Genomic DNA, 20,167 nt, shown 5'->3' with positions numbered 1-20,167 from the left:
TCACGAAGGATGTCGAGGCAACAATCTCGTCATCCTGCGCATGGTTGATGATTGCCCATATCCGCAGAGTTCTGCGGAAAATCAATCAAACCGCTTTCTGATTCAGGCTCTAAGGTCTCAGGTCGGATCGATCAAGTTGAGGCACAGGATAACCAGCACGTGAAAGCAGGCGAGACGCTGGCTCACATTCAGGACTGGGACTTTCAGGCTTCCCTCAGGATAGCCCGGGCTAATGTGGCATCCGCTCAGTCGGATATTGATAATTTGAGCGCGACCCTCAAACGGCAGCAACCTCTTATCGCCGCGGCGCACGCGTCGGTTGAGTCTGATAAGGCTGCTCTTGCCTTTGCGAGGCTGGATGAGGCGCGTTATCGCGATTTGTCTGCAGGTGGAGCAGGAACTGTTGAGCAACGTCAACGTACAGCAACACAGGCAAAACAGACTCTTGCGCTTCTTGCTCGTGATGAGGCAGAGGCTTCAGCGGCGGAGCAGCAGGTTCCTGTCATTCAAGCGCAACTTGAGCGTGCCAGAGCGGCATTACAGCGTGCGCAAGGGGAAGAAAAGCAGGCTGAACTCAACCTGTCATACTGCACGATAACGGCACCAATTGATGGCGTGGTTGGCGCGCGCGGTGTTCGTGTGGGGGCCTATGTTCATGTTGGTACTGCGCTCCTGGGCGTTATTCCCGTTCAGGATGCTTTTGTGGTCGCCAATTTTCAGGAAACACAATTAACTCACGTAATGCCCGGGCAACGGGCTACAGTCTGGGTTGATACTTTTCCGGGGCATCACCTGCGGGCTCATGTTGATAGCGTGGCGCGCGCGACCGGGGTCGCATTTTCTCCGATCCAGCCAGACAACGCGACGGGGAACTTTACCAAGGTGGTGCAGCGTCTCCCGGTCCGCATTGTGTTTGATCCGGGCCAGCCTCTTGCTGCGCGAGTGAGTGTTGGCATGTCGGTTGAAGTGAGAATCGATACAGAGACGAAAGCTGACGGCCCTCATGCATCGGATGATCGCTATGAATGGCGTTAAGCGACTGGGTTTTGCGCTGTTGGGACTAATGGTGAGTGCCTGCACCGTTGGGCCCGATTTTCATGATCCACGGATGCCTTCTGGAGATAGATGGCATGAAAGTCTGCCTGCATCTTCCAGCAAGGCGGATATGAAAAGGATCAATCCCCAATGGTGGGAAGTGTATCACGATCCTATTTTAGATGATCTTGAACGACAGGTTGCGGCAAAAAACCTCGATTTGCGGGCAGCAAGTTTCCGATACGCTCAAAGTCAGGCAGAACGAAAGATAGCAGGAGCTGCACAGTTTCCCTCCCTTAATGGAAATGCCTACTATCAACGCAATCAGATCAGCGCCAATGGCGTAAGGTCGGTGCTTGGTACCCCAATCGGCATGACTCATCCCACGCCAGCGTTCAATCTCCCGACTTATGGACTGAGTGCTTCATGGGAGGTCGATCTATGGGGGCATGTCAGGCGCTCTGTGGAGAGTGCGCGGGCTGCGATGGATGTTACCGACGAAATGCGTCGTGATGTCATCGTCTCACTCATGGCTGAAGCTGCCAGAGACTATATTGAATTGCGTGCAGTGCAGGCCGAAATGGCAATTATACGTCAGAATCTCGCAGTTGCGCGACGGAGCGTGGAGTTGACGACTCTTCGATTCACAAAAGGGGTTACGACCACGCTTGATGTAGATGACTCCGAGGCACTTTATCACACCTTTAATGCACGGCTACCGGTATTACGTAATCAGCAGGTTCATCTTATCAATGCTCTGAGTTTTTTGATCGCACGTGAACCAGGAGCATTAACGGCATTACTTGAGGCGCCGCATCCCATTCCTTCAGTGCCTTCGGTTATCGATATCGGTGTCCCTTCGGAACTGGCTGATCGGCGTCCTGATATCCGGATGGCAGCTGCAAAACTACATGTTGCAACAGCAAATATTGGTGTGGCAATCGCAGATTTTCTGCCGCGCGTGACCCTGTCGGGAACATTGGACATGCAGGCGATGTATTTCAGCAAGTTGGGGAATTGGGCTTCGCGTCAATATGGGTTTGGACCGACAATGACGGTGCCCCTTTTTGAAGGAGGCAGGCTCCGAGGGCAGTTGATGCTGCGAAAAGCCCAGCAACAGGAAGCTTTCATCACGTATCAGCGGACAACCCTGAATGCCTGGCATGAGATTGACGATGCGCTGGCCAGTTTTAGTGCAGCCCAGCAGCAACGTGATGAATTACGTCAGGCCGTGGCGCACGATAATGCCGCAGTAAATACAGCCCAGAGACAGTATGCGGCGGGAGCTGCTGATTTTCTTAATGTCCTGACCTTGCAATCCCAGCTTCTGGCTGCCGAAAATCAGCTTATTCAGTCGGAAGCGAGTGTATCGACCTCTGTTGCCCAGCTTTATCGGGCGCTGGGGGGAGGCTGGGAGGGGACTTTTCCTTTGCAGTGAACATCACACGTGGCAGCATCAGTGCTGCTACTGTAAGAGAATAACCAAGTAAATCGCGGACTTATTCCATGTTTATGATAAAATATTTTGAATCTATTTTGTTGTTTTAGGTAAATGAAGAGTAAGAAAGACCTTAAGCTTCTTTTTTCACTCATGATGATATTAATGGGTTGAGGAAAATTAATAAAGCTGAGAGGAGGGCTTTTCGAACCCTCCCCGTACTCTTTTTTTTATAGCCTTGTATCAACAAGCACTATTTCAGAATCTTGATGTGCAAGGATTGTGAGGGTATCTTTCTCTGAGATGGCAGCACCATCACCCTCTCTGATCATCTGACCTTCAATTTCCACGGTGCCGCGGGCAACGACCAGATACGCCAGCCTTTCTATGCCAAGATGGTAATCGGTATTCTCTTCTCTTATTAATGTTGCTCCCAAGACGCGTGCATCTGTGCGAATTGGAAGAGCATCACCGTCGTTTTCGTAACCGGATGCGAGTATGATAAACTTGCCAGCACGATCGGTTTTCGGAAACACCCGGGTTCCCCACGACGGTGCATATCCGGATCGGGTCGGTATGATCCATATCTGGAATATCCGGGTTGTGACATCCTCAAGATTATACTCGCTATGCTTGATTCCGGTACCAGCAGACATAACCTGAACGTCACCTGCGATGGTACGTCCCTTATTGCCCAGGTTGTCCTGGTGGGTGATGGCGCCTTCCCGGACATAGGTTATGATTTCCATATTCTCATGGGGATGCATGCCGAAACCGGCCCCCGGCGCAATAGCGTCATCGTTCCAGACGCGGAGAGCACCCCAATTCATCCGGCTAGGATTATAGTAGTTGGCAAACGAGAAATGGTGCCGTGTATCTAGCCAGCCATGATTGGCGTGCCCTAGCTGTGAGTAAGGACGAACTTCGATCATGATGGTTTTTCCAGATGGAGGTGACGATATGTGGATGGTGTCAAAAAATAGCCGCCCGGCGTTACTGTCGTAAATGGCAATAGTGGAAAGATACGGTTTCTCTTTCTTGGCGCAATGAGTATGTCGAGATATAACTGGACGATCAGCCAAGGGGGAAGTTGTATGAGACTGCCGGATTTTGAAGCATGGGCTATTTTCGCAAAAGTGGCGGAACTTGGTTCTTTTGCGCGTGCGGCAGAAGAAATACAGCTCTCCAAGCCGACTGTCTCAAAGGCGGTCAGTCGTCTTGAACAGACGTTAGGTATTGCGCTGTTCAATCGGAATTCTCGTCACATTTCCCTTACTGAGACCGGGAGGGCCCTTCTTGGCTATGCCAATCGTATTGTTACCGAAGCTGAAGCTGCTGAAGCAGAAGCTCGTGGTGATATGCAACGCCCTTCTGGCCGTATTCGCATTACCGCACCAGTGACATTTGGTATCCGCCATCTTGCCCCCGTCTTGCCGGAATTTATGCGGCGCTATCCTGAGATTGATCTGAATATCAGTTTCAGCGATGCAATTGTAGATGTGGTGGCTGACGGATATGATATCGCGTTACGTATCTCCGCTCTTGCTGATTCCTCTTTGCGCGCACGAAGATTATGCGATGTTGGTCTCTTTCTGGTGGCATCATCGGCATGGCTGAATACTGTCGGCCGACCTGAACATCCACGAGATCTGGAGGACTGTAAAAGCTTCGTTTATACGAATACCGCTGCTCCAGGAATGATTCGTCTCCGAAAGAAGAATTCAGGTAAAGAATTTGTCCTGCCACAAACGTCTAGGTTCCGTGCGGACAATGCTGAAGCGTTCCTGCCCTCTTTAGAGGAGGGGCTAGGCTACGGATTATTTCCCGAATTTATGGTTTCAGATGGATTGCAGGAAGCAAGACTGGAACGAATTCTTCCAGAATGGGAAGGGCCTGTCATAAGTCTATACCTGATTACCCCTCCAAGCCCGATGCGACCTAACCGTGTCAAAGCCTTGATAGATTATCTGATAAAGGCTTTTGAGCATCCACCATGGGTAAAAACCGAGAGGTAGCCTGAACCGGACAAAGAGCCTTCCTGAAGAAGAGTATCGGGAAGGCTTTGATAATCAGGCTAGTTTTTTAGTAATGCCGGCCACATGCTGACCGAGAAATTTCGCCCCATCGAGTTCATTGCTGCTTGGCTGACGTGATCCGTCACCTGCAGCAATCGTCGTGGCGCCATAAGGTGAGCCGCCAGTGACTTCGTCAACTTTAAGCTGACCCTGGAAGCTGTAAGGAAGGCCGCTGATAACCATACCGTGGTGCAAAAGGTTGGACATCAGAGAGTACAGGGTTGCTTCCTGACCACCATGCTGGGAAGCCGTGGAGGTGAAGACCGCACCAACCTTGCCAATCAGTGTGCCCTTGAGCCACAGACCGCCTGTCTGGTCCCAGAAGTTTGCCATCTGAGCAGGGAGGCGGCCAAACCGCGTCGGAGCTCCTATGATAATGGCATCATAATTAACCAGATCATCCGTGGTCGCGATGGGAGCGCTTTGCTCCGTCTTAAAGTGATGCGATTTCGCAACATCCTCAGGCACCAATTCAGGTACTCTTTTTACATCGGCTTCAAGGCCTGCTTCACGGACCCCTTCTGCAATTGCGTTGGCCATCGTTTCGATGTGACCGTAAGATGAGTAATAGAGAACGAGAACTTTTGGCATTTTTACGTCTTTCTCAGGTGATGAAAACAATGTCTTTAAGGAGTTCAGAAACCCCATGATGATAACTCCTGTACGATTATCAAACATCCTAAAGTTGGAAACATTCTGTTTCTGGATTTAGCATGTAAGGATCTGAGAACCCTATTGTTGTTCGTAATGTCGATATCAGGACAGATTTTGAGAACGACCAATGATCCGTAAATGTCTTTTTGCAAGCAGCTCAGTCACGCCACGCGAGCGAGAATGCCTGCGCAGTTGCAACATCTCGCGCAGTCAGGGCTGATATCCCCAGTTGTAATCATTCACTGAAGGATGATCACAACTGGGGTATTCTAACTGTTTGGACCAACTGCGTGCAGAGGTGGCTGCAAGCGTTAGTCCTGCTTTTCGAATGCGCCAGCAATGCGCAGAGTCACATCGTCAGACACGTAAGGCACATACATCTTCACACCGAAGTCACTGCGCTTGATGGTGCCTGTGGCTTCAAAACCAGTGGTATATTTTTTGTCCAGTGCGTTCACGCCAGCACCGATGAAGTGAACCTTCAGTGTTTCAGGCTTTGTCACGCCATGGAGGGTTAGGTTCCCTGTTACGATGGCATCGTTGCGGCCAGTCAGATGAACTGACGTGGACTCAAACGTGGCATTGGGGAATTTGGCAGCGTCGAACCACTGATCGCTCTTGAGTTCATCATTAAGCTTGGCGCTGGTGGTCTGTACGGAGTCTACAGGGATGGTAACAGACAGCTTGGAGGCGGCTGGGTGTTGCGCATCCAGTGTCAATGTGCCGGACACATTGGAGAATACGCCCTGATAATTTGTAAAGCCAAAATGCAGCACGGAGAAGCCAACCTGTGTGTGGCCCGGTTCAACGTTATAGGTGCCAGATTGAGACTGGGCTGCGTTGGTGACAACCTGCGCGGACGCGGGGTTACCTGCCAGAAGCCCGATTGCCATGGCTGCAGCGGAAACAAAAGAAAGACCGTATTTCATAAGTATAACTCCAAATAGACGATTAATACCCGGTGTAGTCTTAGATTGTTCTAGGAGGCTATCAATTCGACGCCTGTTCAACATATCAAATTTATTACAGCTGTATTTTCAATAAATAAATGCAAACGTTGGAAACATATGGTTTCAAAATTTTCTCTATTGTGAGAGGCGTCCAGTCTTGGACTGCATCTGCGGGGTCTGCCAGGTGGGAGGGCCTGAAAGATGACGCTTGGCAGTGAACGAAAAACATAATATTCAATGTTCAATAAAATAGTTAAACGCTGACTGAAAGGACCATGGCTCGTGACATCGCGCACGTTTTCTAATGCCTGCATCGCAGGTCTCCTTCTTCTTCTGCCTTCGTGTGGCAAGAAAAACGCGGACGCGAATGCTCCTTCAGTGACGGATGTCCATGTCATGCGGGCGCACGAGCAGTCCGTAGATCTGACAGGATATGTTCCCGGACGCGCCGCAGCTTATCGACAGGCCGAAATCCGGCCGCAGGTCAGCGGTGTTCTTGAAAAGCGCCTGTTTGTTGAGGGGACTGATGTCAAGACGGGCCAGCAGCTCTATCAAATTTATCCGGTTCCCTATGAAGCAGCCCTAGCGCAGGCAAAGGCTGATCTGGCTCATGGAGAGGCGGAACGCGTTGCAGCAGACGCACGAAAAGCACGGTTCACCCATTTGTCCGGGATTAACGCCGTCAGTCATCAGGACTATGACGATGCCGTCTCCTCTGCGGCTCAGGCAGCGGCGGATATTGCGAGCGCGAAAGCGGAGATCATGTCCGCTCAGGTTAATCTTGATTATTCGCGTGTTTATTCCCCAATTTCCGGGCGTATCAGCCGCACGCTCGTTACGGAAGGCGCATTGGTGACGGCAAATCAGACCACACCTCTGGCGACGGTCACGCAGTTGGACCCGATTTATGTCGATCTGACCGTTACAGGTGAGGCGGTGTCGCGCCTGCGCGAATCCCTGATGAATGAGAAGCGTGACCATACTTCGACTGGGGCTGGCCAGGTCGATGTCGTCCTCGATACGGGACGCCCTTATACGTCACCAGGCCGAATTGATCTTCTCGAAGTAATGGTCGATCCGGGAACCGGAATGACCACGCTGCGAACAACATTCCAGAATCCGGATGCAATGTTGCTTCCGGGCATGTTTGTGCATGCAACTCTGCATTATGGTCGGCGAAAAGCTTTTCTTGTCCCACAGAACGTTGTGCTGCGAGACCTGCACGCCGACCCTTATGTCCTGATTGCCGGATCTGACGGTAAGGCTGTCCTAAGGAAAGTAAAAATTATTCAGGATAGCGGTAATTCATGGGTGATTACTGATGGTGTTTCTGACGGTGATCGTATCATTACTGAAAAACTCCAAACCTTGCAGCCCGGCGATTCGATACATCTTCTTAACGAACCGGCCTGACGGACAGTTGCGGAGTTTTATGTGATGTCAGATTTCTTTATCCGAAGGCCAATTTTTGCCTGGGTCGTTGCTCTTCTAATCTCGCTTCTGGGCGTTATTGCGCTCATGACCCTACCTATTGGCCAATATCCCAGTATCGCACCTCCACCAGTTACCGTCAGTGTTACTTATCCAGGTGCCTCCGCTGAAACAGTGTTGAAAACTGTTGTGCAGCCCATTGAAGAGCAGATGTATGGTCTTGATGGGCTGGAATATATCTCATCGTCTGCGCAGCAGGATGGCACAGCGCAGGTGGTGCTGACCTTTATTCAGGGCACGGATCCAAATATCGCCCAGGTGCAGGTGCAAAACCGCATGACAGTGGCGCAGGCACTCCTGCCGCCAGATGTGGTTGCCCAGGGCGTGAAAATTACCAAGGCAACCAAGAGTTTTACTCTGATCGCCATGTTGGTAAGTGAGGATAACCGGCTCGATTCCTATGCTCTGGGGGATTTTGTCGCTAACCATCTTCAGGAACCGGTTACGCGGGTCACGGGTATTGGTGACTACACCTTCTTCGGTTCAGAATATGCAATGCGCATATGGGTCAAACCGGAGAAACTGACCAGCTACGGGATGACTGTAACGGATGTTCGCAACGCGGTTACAAATCAGAACTTTCAGGTTTCATCCGGTGAGATTGGCGCGCTGCCAAGCCCGGATGAACAGGTGCTTGACGCCGTCATTTTGGGGCCGCAGCGTCTGACCACACCGGAGGATTTCCAGAATATCCTTTTGAAGGTCAACCCGGACGGCACACAGGTTCGTCTGCGTGATGTTGCGCGTGTGGAACTAGGGGCACAAAGTTTCCAGCCAAAGGGTCTCGTAGATGGGCACCCTGCTGCCGGTCTTGCCCTCAATCTCGCGCCTGGTGCCAACCAGATTCAGACAGTCTCCACCGTAAAGGCGCTGTTTGATCGTGCTGCGTCGTCCTTTCCCGCAGGCGTGCACGTTGTTTATGCTTATGACACAGCGCCGTTCGTCATGGAGTCCATGCACGAGGTTGTAGAGACACTGGTTATTGCGATCGGTCTTGTGGTCGTGGTGATGTATGTGTTCCTGCAGAATTTTCGTGCCACTCTGATTCCCACCATTGCCGTGCCCGTCGTGTTGCTTGGAACTTTCGCCGTAATTCAGGCGTCGGGCTTCATGCTCAACACCCTGACAATGCTGGCGCTGGTACTGGCAATTGGTCTGCTGGTGGACGACGCAATCGTTGTGGTTGAGAACGTCGAACGTCTGATGGCGGAAGAAAATCTTTCACCCGCCGACGCGACAAGCCGATCAATGAAGGAAATTACAGGTGCGCTGTTTGGCATCACAATGGTGCTGTCAGTGGTTTTCCTGCCCATGGCGTTCTTCGGTGGCTCTGCAGGCATCATTTACCGCCAGTTCTCCATCACCATCATTGCGGCCATGACGCTTTCGGTCATTACCGCCATTACGTTCACGCCGGCGTTGTGTGCCACTATTTTGCGTCCATCCCACGGTCAGGCGACGAAGGGTCCATTCGGCTGGTTTAACCGGTCATTCGACGCGTTGCTTGAGTATTATGGTCGTATCGTGGTGCGTCTGAATGCGACACCGCTTGCATGGGGGGGGTATTTGTTTCTGAGCGTTGCCGCTGTGCTATGCTTTTTTAAGCTTTCTGAAGGTTTCTTGCCTGATGAAGATCAGGAAGTCGTCTTCGTGCAGGTTCAATCGCCGCTCAACAGTTCGGCGCATGTCACGGAACGTGTGCAGAAAGATATTCGTGAATATGTCCAGGCACACGATAAAGGTGCTGTAGAAAATGTCCTGACGGTGTTTGGCTTCCATTTTGGCGGACGCAGTCAAAGTGCAGGTTTTATCGCAGTCAAGCTCAAGCATATTGATGAGCGTACGGGTGCCGTTCGTACAGCGCAGGACATAGCGTCTGATATTAACGGGCATTTTGCGACGTATGGGGTAGCCCAGGTTGTTGCGTTTCTTCCTCCACCCGTCATTGAACTCGGCAATGCCAGTGGTTTTGATTTTGAGCTGACCAATCCAGGGGGAATTCCCTACGAGCAGTTTTCTCAGGCCAAGGACCAGCTCATTGCCATGGCGCGGAAAGATCCGAGGCTTGTTGCTGTCCGTCTGAATGGACTGGATGACGCACCACAATGGCATTTGAACGTTCTGAGGGAGCGCGCCAATGCTTATTCGGTTTCCAATAGCGATATCAATGATACGATCGGGAGCGCCTTCGGTTCTGCCTATATCAACCAATTCAATATGAGTGGCCGTGCCAAAAAAGTCTTTCTTCAGGGGGAGATGGATTCGAGGTTGCAGCCCCGCGACCTAGAGAAATGGTTTGTACGCAATACACAGGGCCAGATGGTGCCGCTCACTGCTTTTACCGATCCAAAGTGGGAAATTGGGGCCCAGAAGCAGGATGTCTACAATGGTGTTCCCGCTTTCGAAATTCTGGGTGCGCCAGCGGCAGGCATAAGCAGTAGCGAGGCAATGAAGATCATGGAAGATTATGCGGCAAAGCTGCCGGTAGGGCTATCGCACGAGTGGTCTTCTATCTCCTATGAACAGCAGCAGAGTGCAGGGCAATCCGGGAAACTTTATGCTGTTTCATTGATTGTCGTTATCCTCTGTCTGGCAGGACTTTATGAGAGCTGGTCAATTCCTGTCGCTGTCATGCTCGTGATTCCACTCGGAATTCTTGGTGCTGCACTCGCTACTTTCCTGCGCGGTCTGGCAAACGATATCTATTTCCAAGTCGGCCTGCTTACAACAGTCGGTCTGGCCACCAAAAATGCAATTCTTATCGTGGAGTTCGCGAAGATGCACTATGATGCGGGTGCAACATTGGCTGATGCAGCTTTGATCGCGGCAAAAGAACGTCTGCGTCCCATCCTGATGACATCTTTTGCCTTCATTGTTGGTACTCTGCCGCTGGCACTCGCCACAGGGGCAGGTTCGGCTGCGCATATTGCCATCGGCACAGCGGTTGTCGGTGGTATGACTGGTGCGACAGTGCTGGCTGTATTGTTCGTGCCTAAATTCTTTGTTTCGGTTCTGACCCTGTTCCGGGTTCAGCGCAATGCTCCAGATAAGCCTCCCGTCAGCACAGCGGAAGAAGGGGGGGCGCACTGATGTCGAGGCAGCTTTCCTTTTCATCACTGGTCTTCCTGCTTCTTGGAGGATGTACCATGATTCCGCATTACGAACGGCCAGCCAGCCCGGTTGGCAAGACTTGGCCGAATGGGTCTGCCTATCGTAATACCAAAGGCGTCTCGTCAGATGCCGTGAAATCCGATGCTGCATGGCGCGACTTTTATCGTGATCCACTTCTTCAATCTCTTATTGCAGAAGCGCTGGAGAACAACCGTGACTATCGTGTTGCCATTCAGCAGATCGAAACAGCTGGTGCGCAGTTTGATATTGAAAATGCGAGTCTGTTTCCGTCATTGACGGGGAATGCATCAGGAAATATCCAGAAATATGCTGCTCGAACCATGCGGTTTCCCCATACACCAGCTTCTCAGGGGTCTATTTACCAAAGGCAGTATGGTGTCGGTTTCGGCGTTTCCTCTTATGAGATTGATCTATGGGGGCGCATCAGGAGTGCTTCCCGGTCGGCATTTGATCATTACATGAGTGACGTCTATACGCGTGAGAGCGTGAATATTACGCTCAAAGCAAGCGTCGCTACGACAGTTCTTAACTGGGTGGCCAACAATGAAGGATATCAACTCACATCAGATATTCTGAAAAGCTGGCAGAAAAGTTACGATCTCGTCCTTGAAGCGCGTAAAAGCGGTTCGTCGAGCGACCTTGATGTGGCGGAGGCAGAGGAGGCGCTGCGTGAAGCTGAAAAGCAACTGGAGATCTATGACCGTCAGCGGGCTCAGGCCCTCAATCAGCTGGAACTTCTGGTAGGAAGGCCTCTGACGGACGCTCAGAAAAATGCACTGGAAGGAAAGAAAGCTCTTGCTGACATAGTAGACTTTCCGGATGTTCCAGAAGGTCTCCCGTCTGATCTCATCGGTAGGCGTCCGGATATTCTTGCCGCAGAGCATACGCTTCTGGCCGCAAATGACGATATTGGGGAGGCTCGGGCTGAGTTCTTTCCGAAGATCCAGATTACTGCGTCAAATGGTACAGCAAGTAGTGGCATCAAACGCCTTTTCCGATCCGGAATGGGGGCATGGGATGTCGCCCCGCAGATCACACTTCCGATTTTTGACGAAGGTCGATTGACGGCCCAACTCAAACAATCGAAAGCAAACAAGCGTATGGAGATTGCCCGCTACGAAAAATCAATCCAGACAGGTTTTAGAGAAGTAGCAGACGCGCTTGCTGCCAGAGAGACTTATGTTCGGGAAACGACGGCGCAGGATTGTTTTGTTTCGGCTTCACAGCGGCAATACCGGCTTTCTCGTGCGCGTTTTGAAATGGGGTCAGACAGTTATCTGCAAACACTTGTTGCCCAGAGAACTTATCTCAACGCCGTGACGGAAGGGATTTCTATCCATCTCGGTCAGCGTTCAAACGCTGTTACGCTCTATAAGGTATTAGGGGGTGGCTGGGAGAATGAGACGCCAAAGCGCCCATTCCGTATCGGTGAGCATATTCTATAAGCTTGTCTGACAGACAGCATTATAGGATGGCTTGCTGTGCCGACATTTCTATGGGGTTCAGAATGTTTGGCTTCATCATGCGAAGAGGCTTGGAGCGGATAAAATGTTGTGAGTCCAAGTCTTGTTTTTCTTGAGGGCGCGTTGGGATCAAATTACGAATGTCTGATCATCAACTCTGCCATTGGATATTGAAATTGATGTAATCTGTGCTTGCAAATGGATTTTAATAATCTAAATGGCTGGTGATTGAGCTAACGATGGGACCATCCTTGATGTTGAAGAACAAAAATGAGCGTGATGAAGCTGTTAGGACGCAGATTGTTGAGCAGGCACGCTTATTGTTTGAGCGTTACGGGCAGTCAAAGACAACCATGTCCGATATTGCGGAAGCGGCAGGTATGTCACCCGCACACATTTATAATTTTTTCAAAGGAAAAAATGAAATTATAGATGCCGTTGGTGATCAGGTTTTTTCTTCCTTCGCCAAAAAAATAAAAAAAGAGATTGACACAAAAAAAGATCTTTTTGAAAAAATAGCCACGATATTTCTGTTTATTTATAAGCATAACCGTGATCACGCTCTTCCAAAAGATGATGGGCTATGTATTAAAATTTGTGAGGGGATTGACGGTTGGGATTTTGAAAAGAAATTTGAGGGATTTGTCCTCAAAACAGTTTCTGATATCATAAAACAAGCTGCCGAGCCCGATATTTCGGGGGATAAAGTCCGAAATGATGCCAGAACTATTCTCGACTGTATGTTTTTCGGCGCTGTTTATACCGAAATATTCCGATCTCTTTCAGCGAAAGAGCATGAACAACGCGTCAGATACCAGCTTGAATTTATTCGATCCGCGCTTCTTCAGAGGGGATATGTCGTTTAGTAAAGTTACGCTCGCTCCTGGAATTTCAGAATGTGTCTTTATGGCGTGATCTATTTGCACGTTTGACGTATTAGAAGAATGTGCACCGGCATATTCTCTGCTGGTGCACCAGTCTCTTGAGGAGGAGCAATACTCAGTGTGCCTTGGGCCTATAATGGCTCGTAGCCGCTACACGAGGGCTCCGGACTGCAAATTGGGCGCATCCATGGGACATGATCTGGGTATTTTCGGCCTGTTTAAATTGTCTGTTGTGGTTCGCAGAGTGAATTAAGTTGAAAAACGTAGCATCTTGAATTAGTCGAGTATCTTGAGCATCACATTCAGGCATAGGATTATGCTGACCCAAGGCGACCCGCCATAAAGTCAACAAAAGCTCGGATTTTGGGTAATGACTGTCTATTGGACGGCCACAGGATGCCGACGTCTCTTCTGTCATGAATATATTCGTCCAGAACGGGGATGAGCTGCTTTGCCTTTATCTTTTCATGCACCATGAAGTCTGGAAGCAGGGCGATACCAAGTCCGTTTTCTACCATACTTAGCAATGAGTTTATATTGTTGGAAACCGAAGATGTGGGCAGGTCCGGACTGATTAGTTCACCATTAGTCAGAAATGGCCATGGGGCCAGTTTTCCGCTGCTGGGATAACGATATCTCAGGCAGAGATGTGTCTGGAGATCATCAGGGCTGACTGGCAGGCCCCGGAGGGAAGCGTAGTCTGGTGCTGCGACAAGTCTATGATGAAATCCGCTAAGTCTGCGCATCATGAGACGCGAATCATCAACAGAACCAATCCGCATGACAGCATCAAACCCTTCCTCTACCAGATTGACCAACCGGTCACTGAAATCGAGATCCAGTTCGATTTCTGGGTAGCGTTTCTGAAAAGCAACAATATGTGGCATCAATTCAGTACCCAGATTAGGGAAACCGATGCGTAATCGTCCTTTGGGTTCTGCGGTGACTGCGCTTAATTCTTCTCTGGCTGCATCAAACTCTGCAAAAATGCGATAGCAATGAAAGAGAAATTTTTCTCCTTCAGCCGTCAAACTGATGGCGCGTGTGGAACGGTGAAAAAGACGAGCACCTAGTTCCTGCTCGAGCTTGGCTATTGTTCGGCCAATCGCTGATGAGGAGAGGCCAATCCGTCGACCGGCTTCCTTGAAACTGCTTGTTTCTGCCGCTTGCACAAAGGCTTCCAGGGCTCCAAAATGTGTCATGGTATGATTGCGCTTTGTTCCGTTATGTTCGGATAATTGTCCCATTTATCGCAAGCATGACAAGGGGTAGAAGAAACACGTATTATTCTGAACCAGCAAGATGAATGATGCCGGATAGATATATTCCTCAAAGCGACTTCAATCTGTCGATGGGATACCGGGCATTCAGTTTTGCTATAAAAAGTGGAGTTAATCATGGCCTCTCCCTCTCTGTTCAAACCGTTTACCCTCAAGGACATTGCACTGCGTAATCGTATCGCCATTCCCCCGATGTGCCAGTATATGGCCACGGATGGGGTCGTGAATGACTGGCACCATATTCACTATGGTGCCTTGGCTCGGGGTGGGGCTGGGCTGGTCGTTGTCGAAGCGACAGCCGTCGCTCCGGAAGGTCGCATTACCCCAAAGTGTGCCGGTCTGTGGAATGATGAGCAGGCACAGGCTTTTGTTCCTGTTGTCAAGGCCATCAAGGACGCTGGCGCCGTTCCTGGTATTCAGATTGCGCATGCCGGACGTAAGGCGAATGCCAACCGTCCATGGGAGGGAGATGACCATATTCCTGAAAATGACCCCCGTGCCTGGCAGACGATCGCGCCTTCCGCCATCGCTTTTGGTAAGCATCTGCCCCGGACGCCTAAAGCCATGACTCTTGAAGATATAAAGCGTGTGCAGCAGAATTTTGTTGATGCGGCGCGACGTGCTCTTGAGGCTGGCTTCGAGTGGATTGAACTCCATTTTGCTCATGGTTATCTGGCGCAGAGTTTCTTTTCTGAGCATAGCAATCAGCGAACCGACGCCTATGGTGGAAGCTTGGAAAACCGCAGTCGTTTTCTGGTCGAAACTCTCGCGGCAGTCAGAAAAGTGTGGCCGGAACATTTGCCTTTGACGGTCCGCTTCGGAGTTATTGAGTTCGATGGTCGTGACGAACAGACTTTTGCTGAGTCCATGGAACTGGTGAAGCGCTTCAAGACCGAAGGACTGGATCTGCTCAGCGTGAGTATTGGGTTCACCATTCCTGAAGTGAATATTCCGTGGGGCCCCGGCTTCATGGCGCCTATTGCTGGGCGTGTCCGTGAAGAAGTGGGTCTTCCGGTGACGTCAGCATGGGGGTTTGAAGTGCCTGCTGTGGCAGAGCAGGCCGCTGCGGAACACAGGTTGGATCTTGTCTCAGTTGGGCGCGCCCTTCTTGCTAATCCGCACTGGCCCTACGCAGCCGCAAAGGCCTTGCGCGCGGATCGACCCGCCTGGGTTTTGCCTGCTCCTTATGCCCGTTGGCTTGAACGCTATAGTCTTGGCCAGTTCTGAGGTGCCAGACGTTATCTGATACCGTCTGGCTACCCGCGAGGTTGAGCCCAAACGCATTTTAGATCGGGTCGTGCTGCCTGTTTCTTTTTCAAAGGAACAGGCAGTTGCCGTATGGAGCGTGTGGGCCGTTGGCTGATTATGAGAGGGTAGAAGAGCGATTGCAGTCTTACAAAAAGGCTGATCTGGAGGCTATGTGGATCTATTCGGCGAAATAAGACATCTCAAATTGAATGGAGGAACGGTCGTCTATGATCCTCGTCCATCTCTTGGACTGTCTCCCGATCTGTTGATGAAGAGACTGAGTTCAGAGCTGGTCTGGGAGCAGCACAAAGTCCGGATTCATGATACTGTAATAGATCAGCCTCGTTTGAGTGGCTGGCATGGGGATATCGTTCATACATATACCACGCTGGCGCATAATCTTCACCCAGAGCCTTGGAGCCCTGTGCTCAAGCAGCTCCGGCAACGTGTTTCAGAGCTGGCGAAAGCTCCCTTTAACTCTATGCTGGCCAATCTCTATCGGAACGGCGCAGACAGCATAGGCTGGCATAGCGATAACGAAGAGGGACTGGGAACTGAACCAACGATTGCTTTGATCAGCCTCGGTGCAGAGAGAAAGTTTTCGTTGAGACGGTGGGACGATCATCGCAGCAGGTGTGACATTATTCTTGAGCATGGCAGCTTGCTTATCATGAGTGGCATGACGCAGAGGTACTGGCAACATGCTGTCCCCAGAACAAGTGCGGTGACAGGGGCCAGAATAAGCCTCACGTTCCGACAGATTGATCCAGTATCAGGCCGCTCTCTGAAGTCGGTCACCCACAAAGAACAATCAGGGACGGATCCGTGATCAATAAGAGTGACGTTGCTGACTGCTATTTTTTATGGGAAGAGGTAAGATGAGGCTGTTTGTTACGGGGGCCAGTGGTTATATTGGCGGCTCCTTTGCTGCTGAAGCTGTTCGCAGGGGACACGACGTACGAGGGCTGGTTCGCTCCGCCGAGAAAGCGGCGGCCTGTGCAGCGTTGGGCATGGTGCCTGTTCAAGGAACGTTGGCGGATCGTGATCTTCTCATAGAAGAAGCCCAAAGAGCAGATGTGGTCGTTAATGCGGCAAGCAGTGATGAGCGGGATGCAGTTGATACCTTTCTCGCGGCGCTTTCAGGTTCCGGTAAAGCCTTCTTGCATACGAGTGGCAGCAGTCTGGTCGCTGATCATGCTGAAGGTGAAGCGAGCGAGGCTATTTTCGACGAGCGCCATATGCCGCTGCCTGTGGCAGAAAAAGCTCCGCGAGTTGCTCTCGATCACGCGATCCTGACAACACCTGGAATACGGTCAATCATTCTGTGTAATTCACTGATCTATGGAAAGGCTCTGGGGCCGACGGCTCATAGTGTCCAGCTTCCCCTTCTGGTAGACTACGCGCGGGAGAATGGCTGCGCCCGCTATATTGGCAAAGGTCTTAACCGCTGGTCGACAGTCCATATAGCAGATGTCGTGGACCTGTATTTCCTAGCGCTTGAACAGGCTCCGCCGGCAACATTTGTATTTGTTGAGAGTGGAGAGGCATCCTTTCGGGATATGGCGCAGTCTATTGCCAATGCATTGAGGCTTGGTGAGGCAACCTCCATGACGGTTGAGGCCGCCATAAAACGCTGGGGGCGTCAGAGGGCTCTGTATTCCCTGGCGTCTAACAGTCGGGTGCGCAGCCTCTACTCGCGGGCATGGGGATGGAAGCCGAACAGTGCAGATATTCACACATGGATTCTAAATAATATTTCAGCAGAAAATCCGTAAGAGAAAGAGGGTACATCTGAATTTCGGCTTTACCACTCCGTCATATACGAGTCAGGAAGCTGGCGTCAGAGCTATCTTACTCGTCAAGGTCATGGTTGCGAATCCGTAGCAGCCTCAAGGCATTAAGAGTGACGAGGGCAGTAGCGCCAGTATGCTTCACGTTGCGGGCCCCCAGGGTGTGGGAGTGGTGAAAGTGAAGAGGTCCGACCGGCAAGGGGGGGCAGGCTAAGGTTCCTTCCGCAATGCTGTGGGCAAGCCTGACGACCAGTGCACCCTGCCATCGCGAAGCGCTTCCAGGGCTGTCTGACCCGCAAGTTCAGGATGAGATTGCATCAGGAAGCGGTAAATGGTCCATCCGCTGTCGCCCAGCGTATCGAAAAGTGCGGGCGGGACAGGGAAGGGCTGTCCCGTCGCGTCGATCTGCCAGGCCGGATAGCGCGCTTCTCGTGGTGAGGATTCTGGCAGAACGAGGACAGCATGGGCCTGTTCCAGATCATGCAGGTCTGAGACAGTCAGGCCAAGACGATGGGCAAAAATCTCTCCCGTCAGCATGTCCGGCCCTGACAGAATGGTGGCTGTCAGGTGGCGCCCCCGTTCTTCTGCGCGGGCGAAAGTCTCACTCCGTGTTCGTGGCCTGTCTGTCATGAATGCTGTCTTTTTGTCTTGCAGGGAGAGATGAGAACAATACCATCATGGGGCAGGCGGAAGGGCCACTGTATCACCTGCCAGGATTATATGCATGTGGTGCGGAGGGGCTCGAAAGTACGGGACATCGTCGTCCAAATGGGATATACATGATGCATATCCGTGGGGAGGAATATGCCGATGCTGACCCGTACGACACTCTTTCTATCCAACCGCTCGCAGGCAGTGCGTCTGCCGAAGATGGTCGCCTTCGGGGAGCAGGTGCGTGACGTCGTCATCGTGTCCGAAGGTTCACGACGGATCATCGCCCCCGCTGACGCAGCGTGGGATGATTTTTTTGCGGCTCCCGGGGTGGATTTGGTGGAGCGGAACCAGCCGGCCATGCAGGAACGTGAGGCGCTCTGAATGCTGCGTTACCTGCTGGATACGAACCTCTGTATCCGGGTGTTGCGGGATCGACCACAGGGGCTGCGTCCGAGGTTCAACAGCTGTGCGGAGGAACTCTGCATCTCGGACGTGGTTCTGTATGAACTGCTTTATGGCGCGGAACGCTCGTCCGATCCCGTGCGCACAAGGCGTGAGGTCGAGCGCTTTGCGGTAAGGCTGGCGGTCCTGCCATTCGATAGTGAAGCGGCCGCCCATACGGCGGACATTCGGGCCGAACTTGAACGGAATGGCCGTATCATAGGTCCGTATGATCTCATGATTGCCGGGCATGCCCGGAGCAGAGGGCTGATTGTGGTGACCGGCAATCTGCGAGAATTTCAGCGGGTAGAGGGTCTTCGAACCGAGGACTGGCTGACTGACACGGTCTGACCGAAAGAGGTCGCAGTGAGACCGAATATTGATAAAAACGATTGTTTATCAATCGACTATGTCATGCGGCGAGCCTCTCCACGAACCCGCTGACAAGCAGCAGTTTTCTTTGGTTGCAGGCCCCCGCAACCAATGTAGCCTGCTCTTTATTGGCGGAGCGCAGTTTTCTTCGGTTGTGGGTCCCCGCAACCAAGCGCAAGTCCTTGATCAGACAATAAAAACCCGCCTCACTCAGGCGGGTTTTTGTTGTCTGAAACGCGGCGTAGGATGCACATAGGATGCAGATGGGACTGAAAGCGCAGCGTAGTTTTGCCTGATTTCACGTGTGCGTGATAATTTTCGCATGGCCTTCACTAAGACAATGGCATCGCCGCTTGTTCGTGCAGGACACAATATCTGGTGTCACCATAGTTTCATGAGCACAATATGAGCGACCATGGTCTCGAATACGGACCTTGCTCGCCCGCAGAATGGAGCCGGTGCATGGACGGAGATTTTTCGCTGTTTACGGGCGGCCAGGGTGGCCGCAAGGCCGTTCGTAATCCGTTTGAAGGGGCTTTCGGAACGCGACCTGTCCCGGCACGCCCGCTGGATCGGGGCATGGGAGAAGCGGTCGGTCGCCGGACGGTGTTCCGCCCTTCCGACCGGGAGGATTTCGGGCGTGTCGCCGACCGTGTGGCCGAAGGCAATGCCGGATTACTGGCCACGGTGGAGGATGCGGAGATCATGCAACTCCGTAACGCCATCGCTAGGCTCAGGACTCATAGCCAGAAGATGACGGTTGCAGCGAGGCAGATGGCTGAGAAGAAGACGGTCGGGCATCTGTCATAGCGTGTTGCGACCCGCCGCCAGTCCTTGAGGCGGCCGAACATGATTTCGATGCGGTTGCGTCTTTTGTATTTTCGCTTGTCGTATTTGACTGGTTTTCCGCGAGATCTTCTTCCCGGAATGCAGGGCCTGATCCCTTTTTCCTCCAGGGCATCCCGGAACCAGTCAGCATCATAACCCCGATCCGCCAGCAACCGCTGTGCCATGGGAAGGCTGTCCAGCAGAGCAGAGGCTCCGGTGTAATCACTGATCTGTCCGGCTGTCATAAAGAAGCTCAGCGGTCGTCCGTTCTGATCGGTGACTGCATGCAGCTTGGTGTTCATGCCCCCTTTAGTGCGTCCGATTAGGGCCTGTTAGATCTTGAATTTCTTCCCATATTGTAGGGATGGAAGAAGGAGACAGAACAGGCACCTTTACGGACGAGACATGGGCGATCTGGGAACCTCTGATTGA

At 51.7% G+C, this 20,167-nt stretch carries 17 protein-coding genes and 3 pseudogenes; 14 read left to right on the top strand and 6 right to left on the bottom strand.

The window, feature by feature from the left end:
* From GOB87_RS14195 to GOB87_RS14185, 3 genes and pseudogenes are all read left to right on the top strand, one after another.
* A pseudogene (locus GOB87_RS14195) lies at positions 1-101 on the top strand (IS5/IS1182 family transposase); the annotation flags it as partial.
* 10 nt (positions 102-111) lie between these two features.
* Positions 112-1,035: pseudogene (locus GOB87_RS14190) on the top strand (HlyD family secretion protein); the annotation flags it as partial.
* Positions 1,022-2,473, top strand: coding sequence for an efflux transporter outer membrane subunit (locus GOB87_RS14185; RefSeq protein ID WP_041247853.1), 1,452 nt, complete (start codon positions 1,022-1,024; stop codon positions 2,471-2,473). The pseudogene GOB87_RS14190 and the gene GOB87_RS14185, both read left to right, overlap by 14 nt.
* A gap of 230 nt (positions 2,474-2,703) precedes the next feature.
* Here GOB87_RS14185 and GOB87_RS14180 read toward each other — a convergent pair whose 3' ends face one another.
* Positions 2,704-3,405 (bottom strand): pirin family protein, encoded by a 702-nt coding sequence (locus GOB87_RS14180; RefSeq protein WP_166318161.1) that lies wholly within the window; start codon positions 3,403-3,405, stop codon positions 2,704-2,706.
* Positions 3,406-3,567: 162 nt separating this feature from the next.
* On the opposite strand from GOB87_RS14180, the gene GOB87_RS14175 reads away from it, so the two are divergent.
* The gene (locus GOB87_RS14175; RefSeq protein WP_014106230.1) at positions 3,568-4,488 is read left to right on the top strand and encodes a LysR family transcriptional regulator; all 921 of its coding nucleotides are present in this window, start codon (positions 3,568-3,570) and stop codon (positions 4,486-4,488) included.
* 54 nt (positions 4,489-4,542) lie between these two features.
* On the opposite strand, the gene wrbA is transcribed toward GOB87_RS14175, so the two are convergent.
* Both wrbA and GOB87_RS14165 read right to left on the bottom strand, forming a co-directional pair.
* Positions 4,543-5,139: an NAD(P)H:quinone oxidoreductase gene (gene wrbA, locus GOB87_RS14170; RefSeq protein ID WP_166318167.1), complete on the bottom strand. Its 597-nt coding sequence runs from the start codon at positions 5,137-5,139 to the stop codon at positions 4,543-4,545.
* A gap of 374 nt (positions 5,140-5,513) precedes the next feature.
* Complete coding sequence (locus GOB87_RS14165) at positions 5,514-6,131, bottom strand: YceI family protein (RefSeq protein ID WP_014106232.1); 618 nt, start codon at positions 6,129-6,131, stop codon at positions 5,514-5,516.
* A 417-nt stretch (positions 6,132-6,548) separates the two neighbouring features.
* Between GOB87_RS14165 and GOB87_RS14160 the strand changes: the two genes are divergently transcribed.
* The 4 genes from GOB87_RS14160 (at position 6,549) to GOB87_RS14145 (ending at position 13,104) form a co-directional block, all read left to right on the top strand.
* The gene (locus GOB87_RS14160; RefSeq protein ID WP_050856126.1) at positions 6,549-7,565 is read left to right on the top strand and encodes an efflux RND transporter periplasmic adaptor subunit; all 1,017 of its coding nucleotides are present in this window, start codon (positions 6,549-6,551) and stop codon (positions 7,563-7,565) included.
* A 24-nt stretch (positions 7,566-7,589) separates the two neighbouring features.
* The gene (locus GOB87_RS14155) at positions 7,590-10,733 is read left to right on the top strand and encodes an efflux RND transporter permease subunit (RefSeq protein WP_035352875.1); all 3,144 of its coding nucleotides are present in this window, start codon (positions 7,590-7,592) and stop codon (positions 10,731-10,733) included.
* Positions 10,733-12,220: an efflux transporter outer membrane subunit gene (locus GOB87_RS14150; RefSeq protein WP_035352878.1), complete on the top strand. Its 1,488-nt coding sequence runs from the start codon at positions 10,733-10,735 to the stop codon at positions 12,218-12,220. Before GOB87_RS14155 ends, GOB87_RS14150 begins: the two co-directional genes overlap by 1 nt.
* Before the next feature lie 272 nt (positions 12,221-12,492).
* On the top strand, positions 12,493-13,104 hold the full coding sequence (locus GOB87_RS14145; RefSeq protein WP_048851167.1) for a TetR/AcrR family transcriptional regulator: 612 nt from the start codon (positions 12,493-12,495) through the stop codon (positions 13,102-13,104).
* 332 nt (positions 13,105-13,436) lie between these two features.
* On the opposite strand, the gene GOB87_RS14140 is transcribed toward GOB87_RS14145, so the two are convergent.
* Positions 13,437-14,324 carry a LysR family transcriptional regulator gene (locus GOB87_RS14140; RefSeq protein ID WP_014106237.1) on the bottom strand — a complete coding sequence of 296 codons (888 nt, stop codon included), beginning with the start codon at positions 14,322-14,324 and terminating at the stop codon, positions 13,437-13,439.
* Positions 14,325-14,519: 195 nt separating this feature from the next.
* Between GOB87_RS14140 and GOB87_RS14135 the strand changes: the two genes are divergently transcribed.
* The 3 genes from GOB87_RS14135 (at position 14,520) to GOB87_RS14125 (ending at position 17,425) form a co-directional block, all read left to right on the top strand.
* The gene (locus GOB87_RS14135) at positions 14,520-15,629 is read left to right on the top strand and encodes an NADH:flavin oxidoreductase/NADH oxidase (protein ID WP_014106238.1); all 1,110 of its coding nucleotides are present in this window, start codon (positions 14,520-14,522) and stop codon (positions 15,627-15,629) included.
* 193 nt (positions 15,630-15,822) lie between these two features.
* Positions 15,823-16,479 (top strand): alpha-ketoglutarate-dependent dioxygenase AlkB family protein, encoded by a 657-nt coding sequence (locus GOB87_RS14130; RefSeq protein WP_052051561.1) that lies wholly within the window; start codon positions 15,823-15,825, stop codon positions 16,477-16,479.
* 49 nt (positions 16,480-16,528) lie between these two features.
* The gene (locus GOB87_RS14125) at positions 16,529-17,425 is read left to right on the top strand and encodes an NAD-dependent epimerase/dehydratase family protein (RefSeq protein ID WP_014106240.1); all 897 of its coding nucleotides are present in this window, start codon (positions 16,529-16,531) and stop codon (positions 17,423-17,425) included.
* Positions 17,426-17,650: 225 nt separating this feature from the next.
* Here GOB87_RS14125 and GOB87_RS14120 read toward each other — a convergent pair whose 3' ends face one another.
* The gene (locus GOB87_RS14120) at positions 17,651-18,070 is read right to left on the bottom strand and encodes a hypothetical protein (protein WP_166318159.1); all 420 of its coding nucleotides are present in this window, start codon (positions 18,068-18,070) and stop codon (positions 17,651-17,653) included.
* Positions 18,071-18,250: 180 nt separating this feature from the next.
* Here GOB87_RS14120 and vapB point away from each other — a divergent pair, with 180 nt between their 5' ends.
* From vapB to GOB87_RS14105, 3 genes are all read left to right on the top strand, one after another.
* Positions 18,251-18,475: a type II toxin-antitoxin system VapB family antitoxin gene (vapB, locus tag GOB87_RS14115; protein WP_166318156.1), complete on the top strand. Its 225-nt coding sequence runs from the start codon at positions 18,251-18,253 to the stop codon at positions 18,473-18,475.
* Complete coding sequence (gene vapC, locus GOB87_RS14110; protein ID WP_166318153.1) at positions 18,476-18,886, top strand: type II toxin-antitoxin system tRNA(fMet)-specific endonuclease VapC; 411 nt, start codon at positions 18,476-18,478, stop codon at positions 18,884-18,886. It begins immediately after the preceding gene.
* Between the two features lie 483 nt (positions 18,887-19,369).
* A complete protein-coding gene (locus tag GOB87_RS14105) occupies positions 19,370-19,717 on the top strand; it encodes a hypothetical protein (RefSeq protein WP_242006458.1) in 348 nt (115 codons plus the stop codon).
* On the opposite strand, the pseudogene GOB87_RS14100 reads toward GOB87_RS14105, so the two are convergent.
* Positions 19,648-20,061: pseudogene (locus GOB87_RS14100) on the bottom strand (IS5 family transposase); the annotation flags it as partial. The gene GOB87_RS14105 and the pseudogene GOB87_RS14100 sit on opposite strands and share 70 nt — an antisense overlap.
* Positions 20,062-20,167 lie beyond the last annotated feature (106 nt).

The organism is Acetobacter estunensis (assembly GCF_011516945.1).
GTDB lineage: Bacteria > Pseudomonadota > Alphaproteobacteria > Acetobacterales > Acetobacteraceae > Acetobacter > Acetobacter estunensis.
This window is presented reverse-complemented; position numbering and strand designations above follow the sequence as displayed.

Coding starts and splice junctions, on each gene's coding strand:
- GOB87_RS14145 (WP_048851167.1), top strand. CDS start 12,493: ATGTTGAAGAACAAAAATGAGCGTGATGAAGCTGTTAGGACGCAGATT.
- GOB87_RS14140 (WP_014106237.1), bottom strand. CDS start 14,324: ATGACACATTTTGGAGCCCTGGAAGCCTTTGTGCAAGCGGCAGAAACA.
- wrbA (WP_166318167.1), bottom strand. CDS start 5,139: ATGCCAAAAGTTCTCGTTCTCTATTACTCATCTTACGGTCACATCGAA.
- GOB87_RS14150 (WP_035352878.1), top strand. CDS start 10,733: ATGTCGAGGCAGCTTTCCTTTTCATCACTGGTCTTCCTGCTTCTTGGA.
- GOB87_RS14120 (WP_166318159.1), bottom strand. CDS start 18,070: ATGACAGACAGGCCACGAACACGGAGTGAGACTTTCGCCCGCGCAGAA.
- GOB87_RS14105 (WP_242006458.1), top strand. CDS start 19,370: ATGGACGGAGATTTTTCGCTGTTTACGGGCGGCCAGGGTGGCCGCAAG.
- vapB (WP_166318156.1), top strand. CDS start 18,251: ATGCTGACCCGTACGACACTCTTTCTATCCAACCGCTCGCAGGCAGTG.
- GOB87_RS14160 (WP_050856126.1), top strand. CDS start 6,549: ATGCGGGCGCACGAGCAGTCCGTAGATCTGACAGGATATGTTCCCGGA.
- GOB87_RS14175 (WP_014106230.1), top strand. CDS start 3,568: ATGAGACTGCCGGATTTTGAAGCATGGGCTATTTTCGCAAAAGTGGCG.
- GOB87_RS14165 (WP_014106232.1), bottom strand. CDS start 6,131: ATGAAATACGGTCTTTCTTTTGTTTCCGCTGCAGCCATGGCAATCGGG.
- GOB87_RS14125 (WP_014106240.1), top strand. CDS start 16,529: ATGAGGCTGTTTGTTACGGGGGCCAGTGGTTATATTGGCGGCTCCTTT.
- vapC (WP_166318153.1), top strand. CDS start 18,476: ATGCTGCGTTACCTGCTGGATACGAACCTCTGTATCCGGGTGTTGCGG.
- GOB87_RS14135 (WP_014106238.1), top strand. CDS start 14,520: ATGGCCTCTCCCTCTCTGTTCAAACCGTTTACCCTCAAGGACATTGCA.
- GOB87_RS14185 (WP_041247853.1), top strand. CDS start 1,022: ATGAATGGCGTTAAGCGACTGGGTTTTGCGCTGTTGGGACTAATGGTG.
- GOB87_RS14155 (WP_035352875.1), top strand. CDS start 7,590: ATGTCAGATTTCTTTATCCGAAGGCCAATTTTTGCCTGGGTCGTTGCT.
- GOB87_RS14180 (WP_166318161.1), bottom strand. CDS start 3,405: ATGATCGAAGTTCGTCCTTACTCACAGCTAGGGCACGCCAATCATGGC.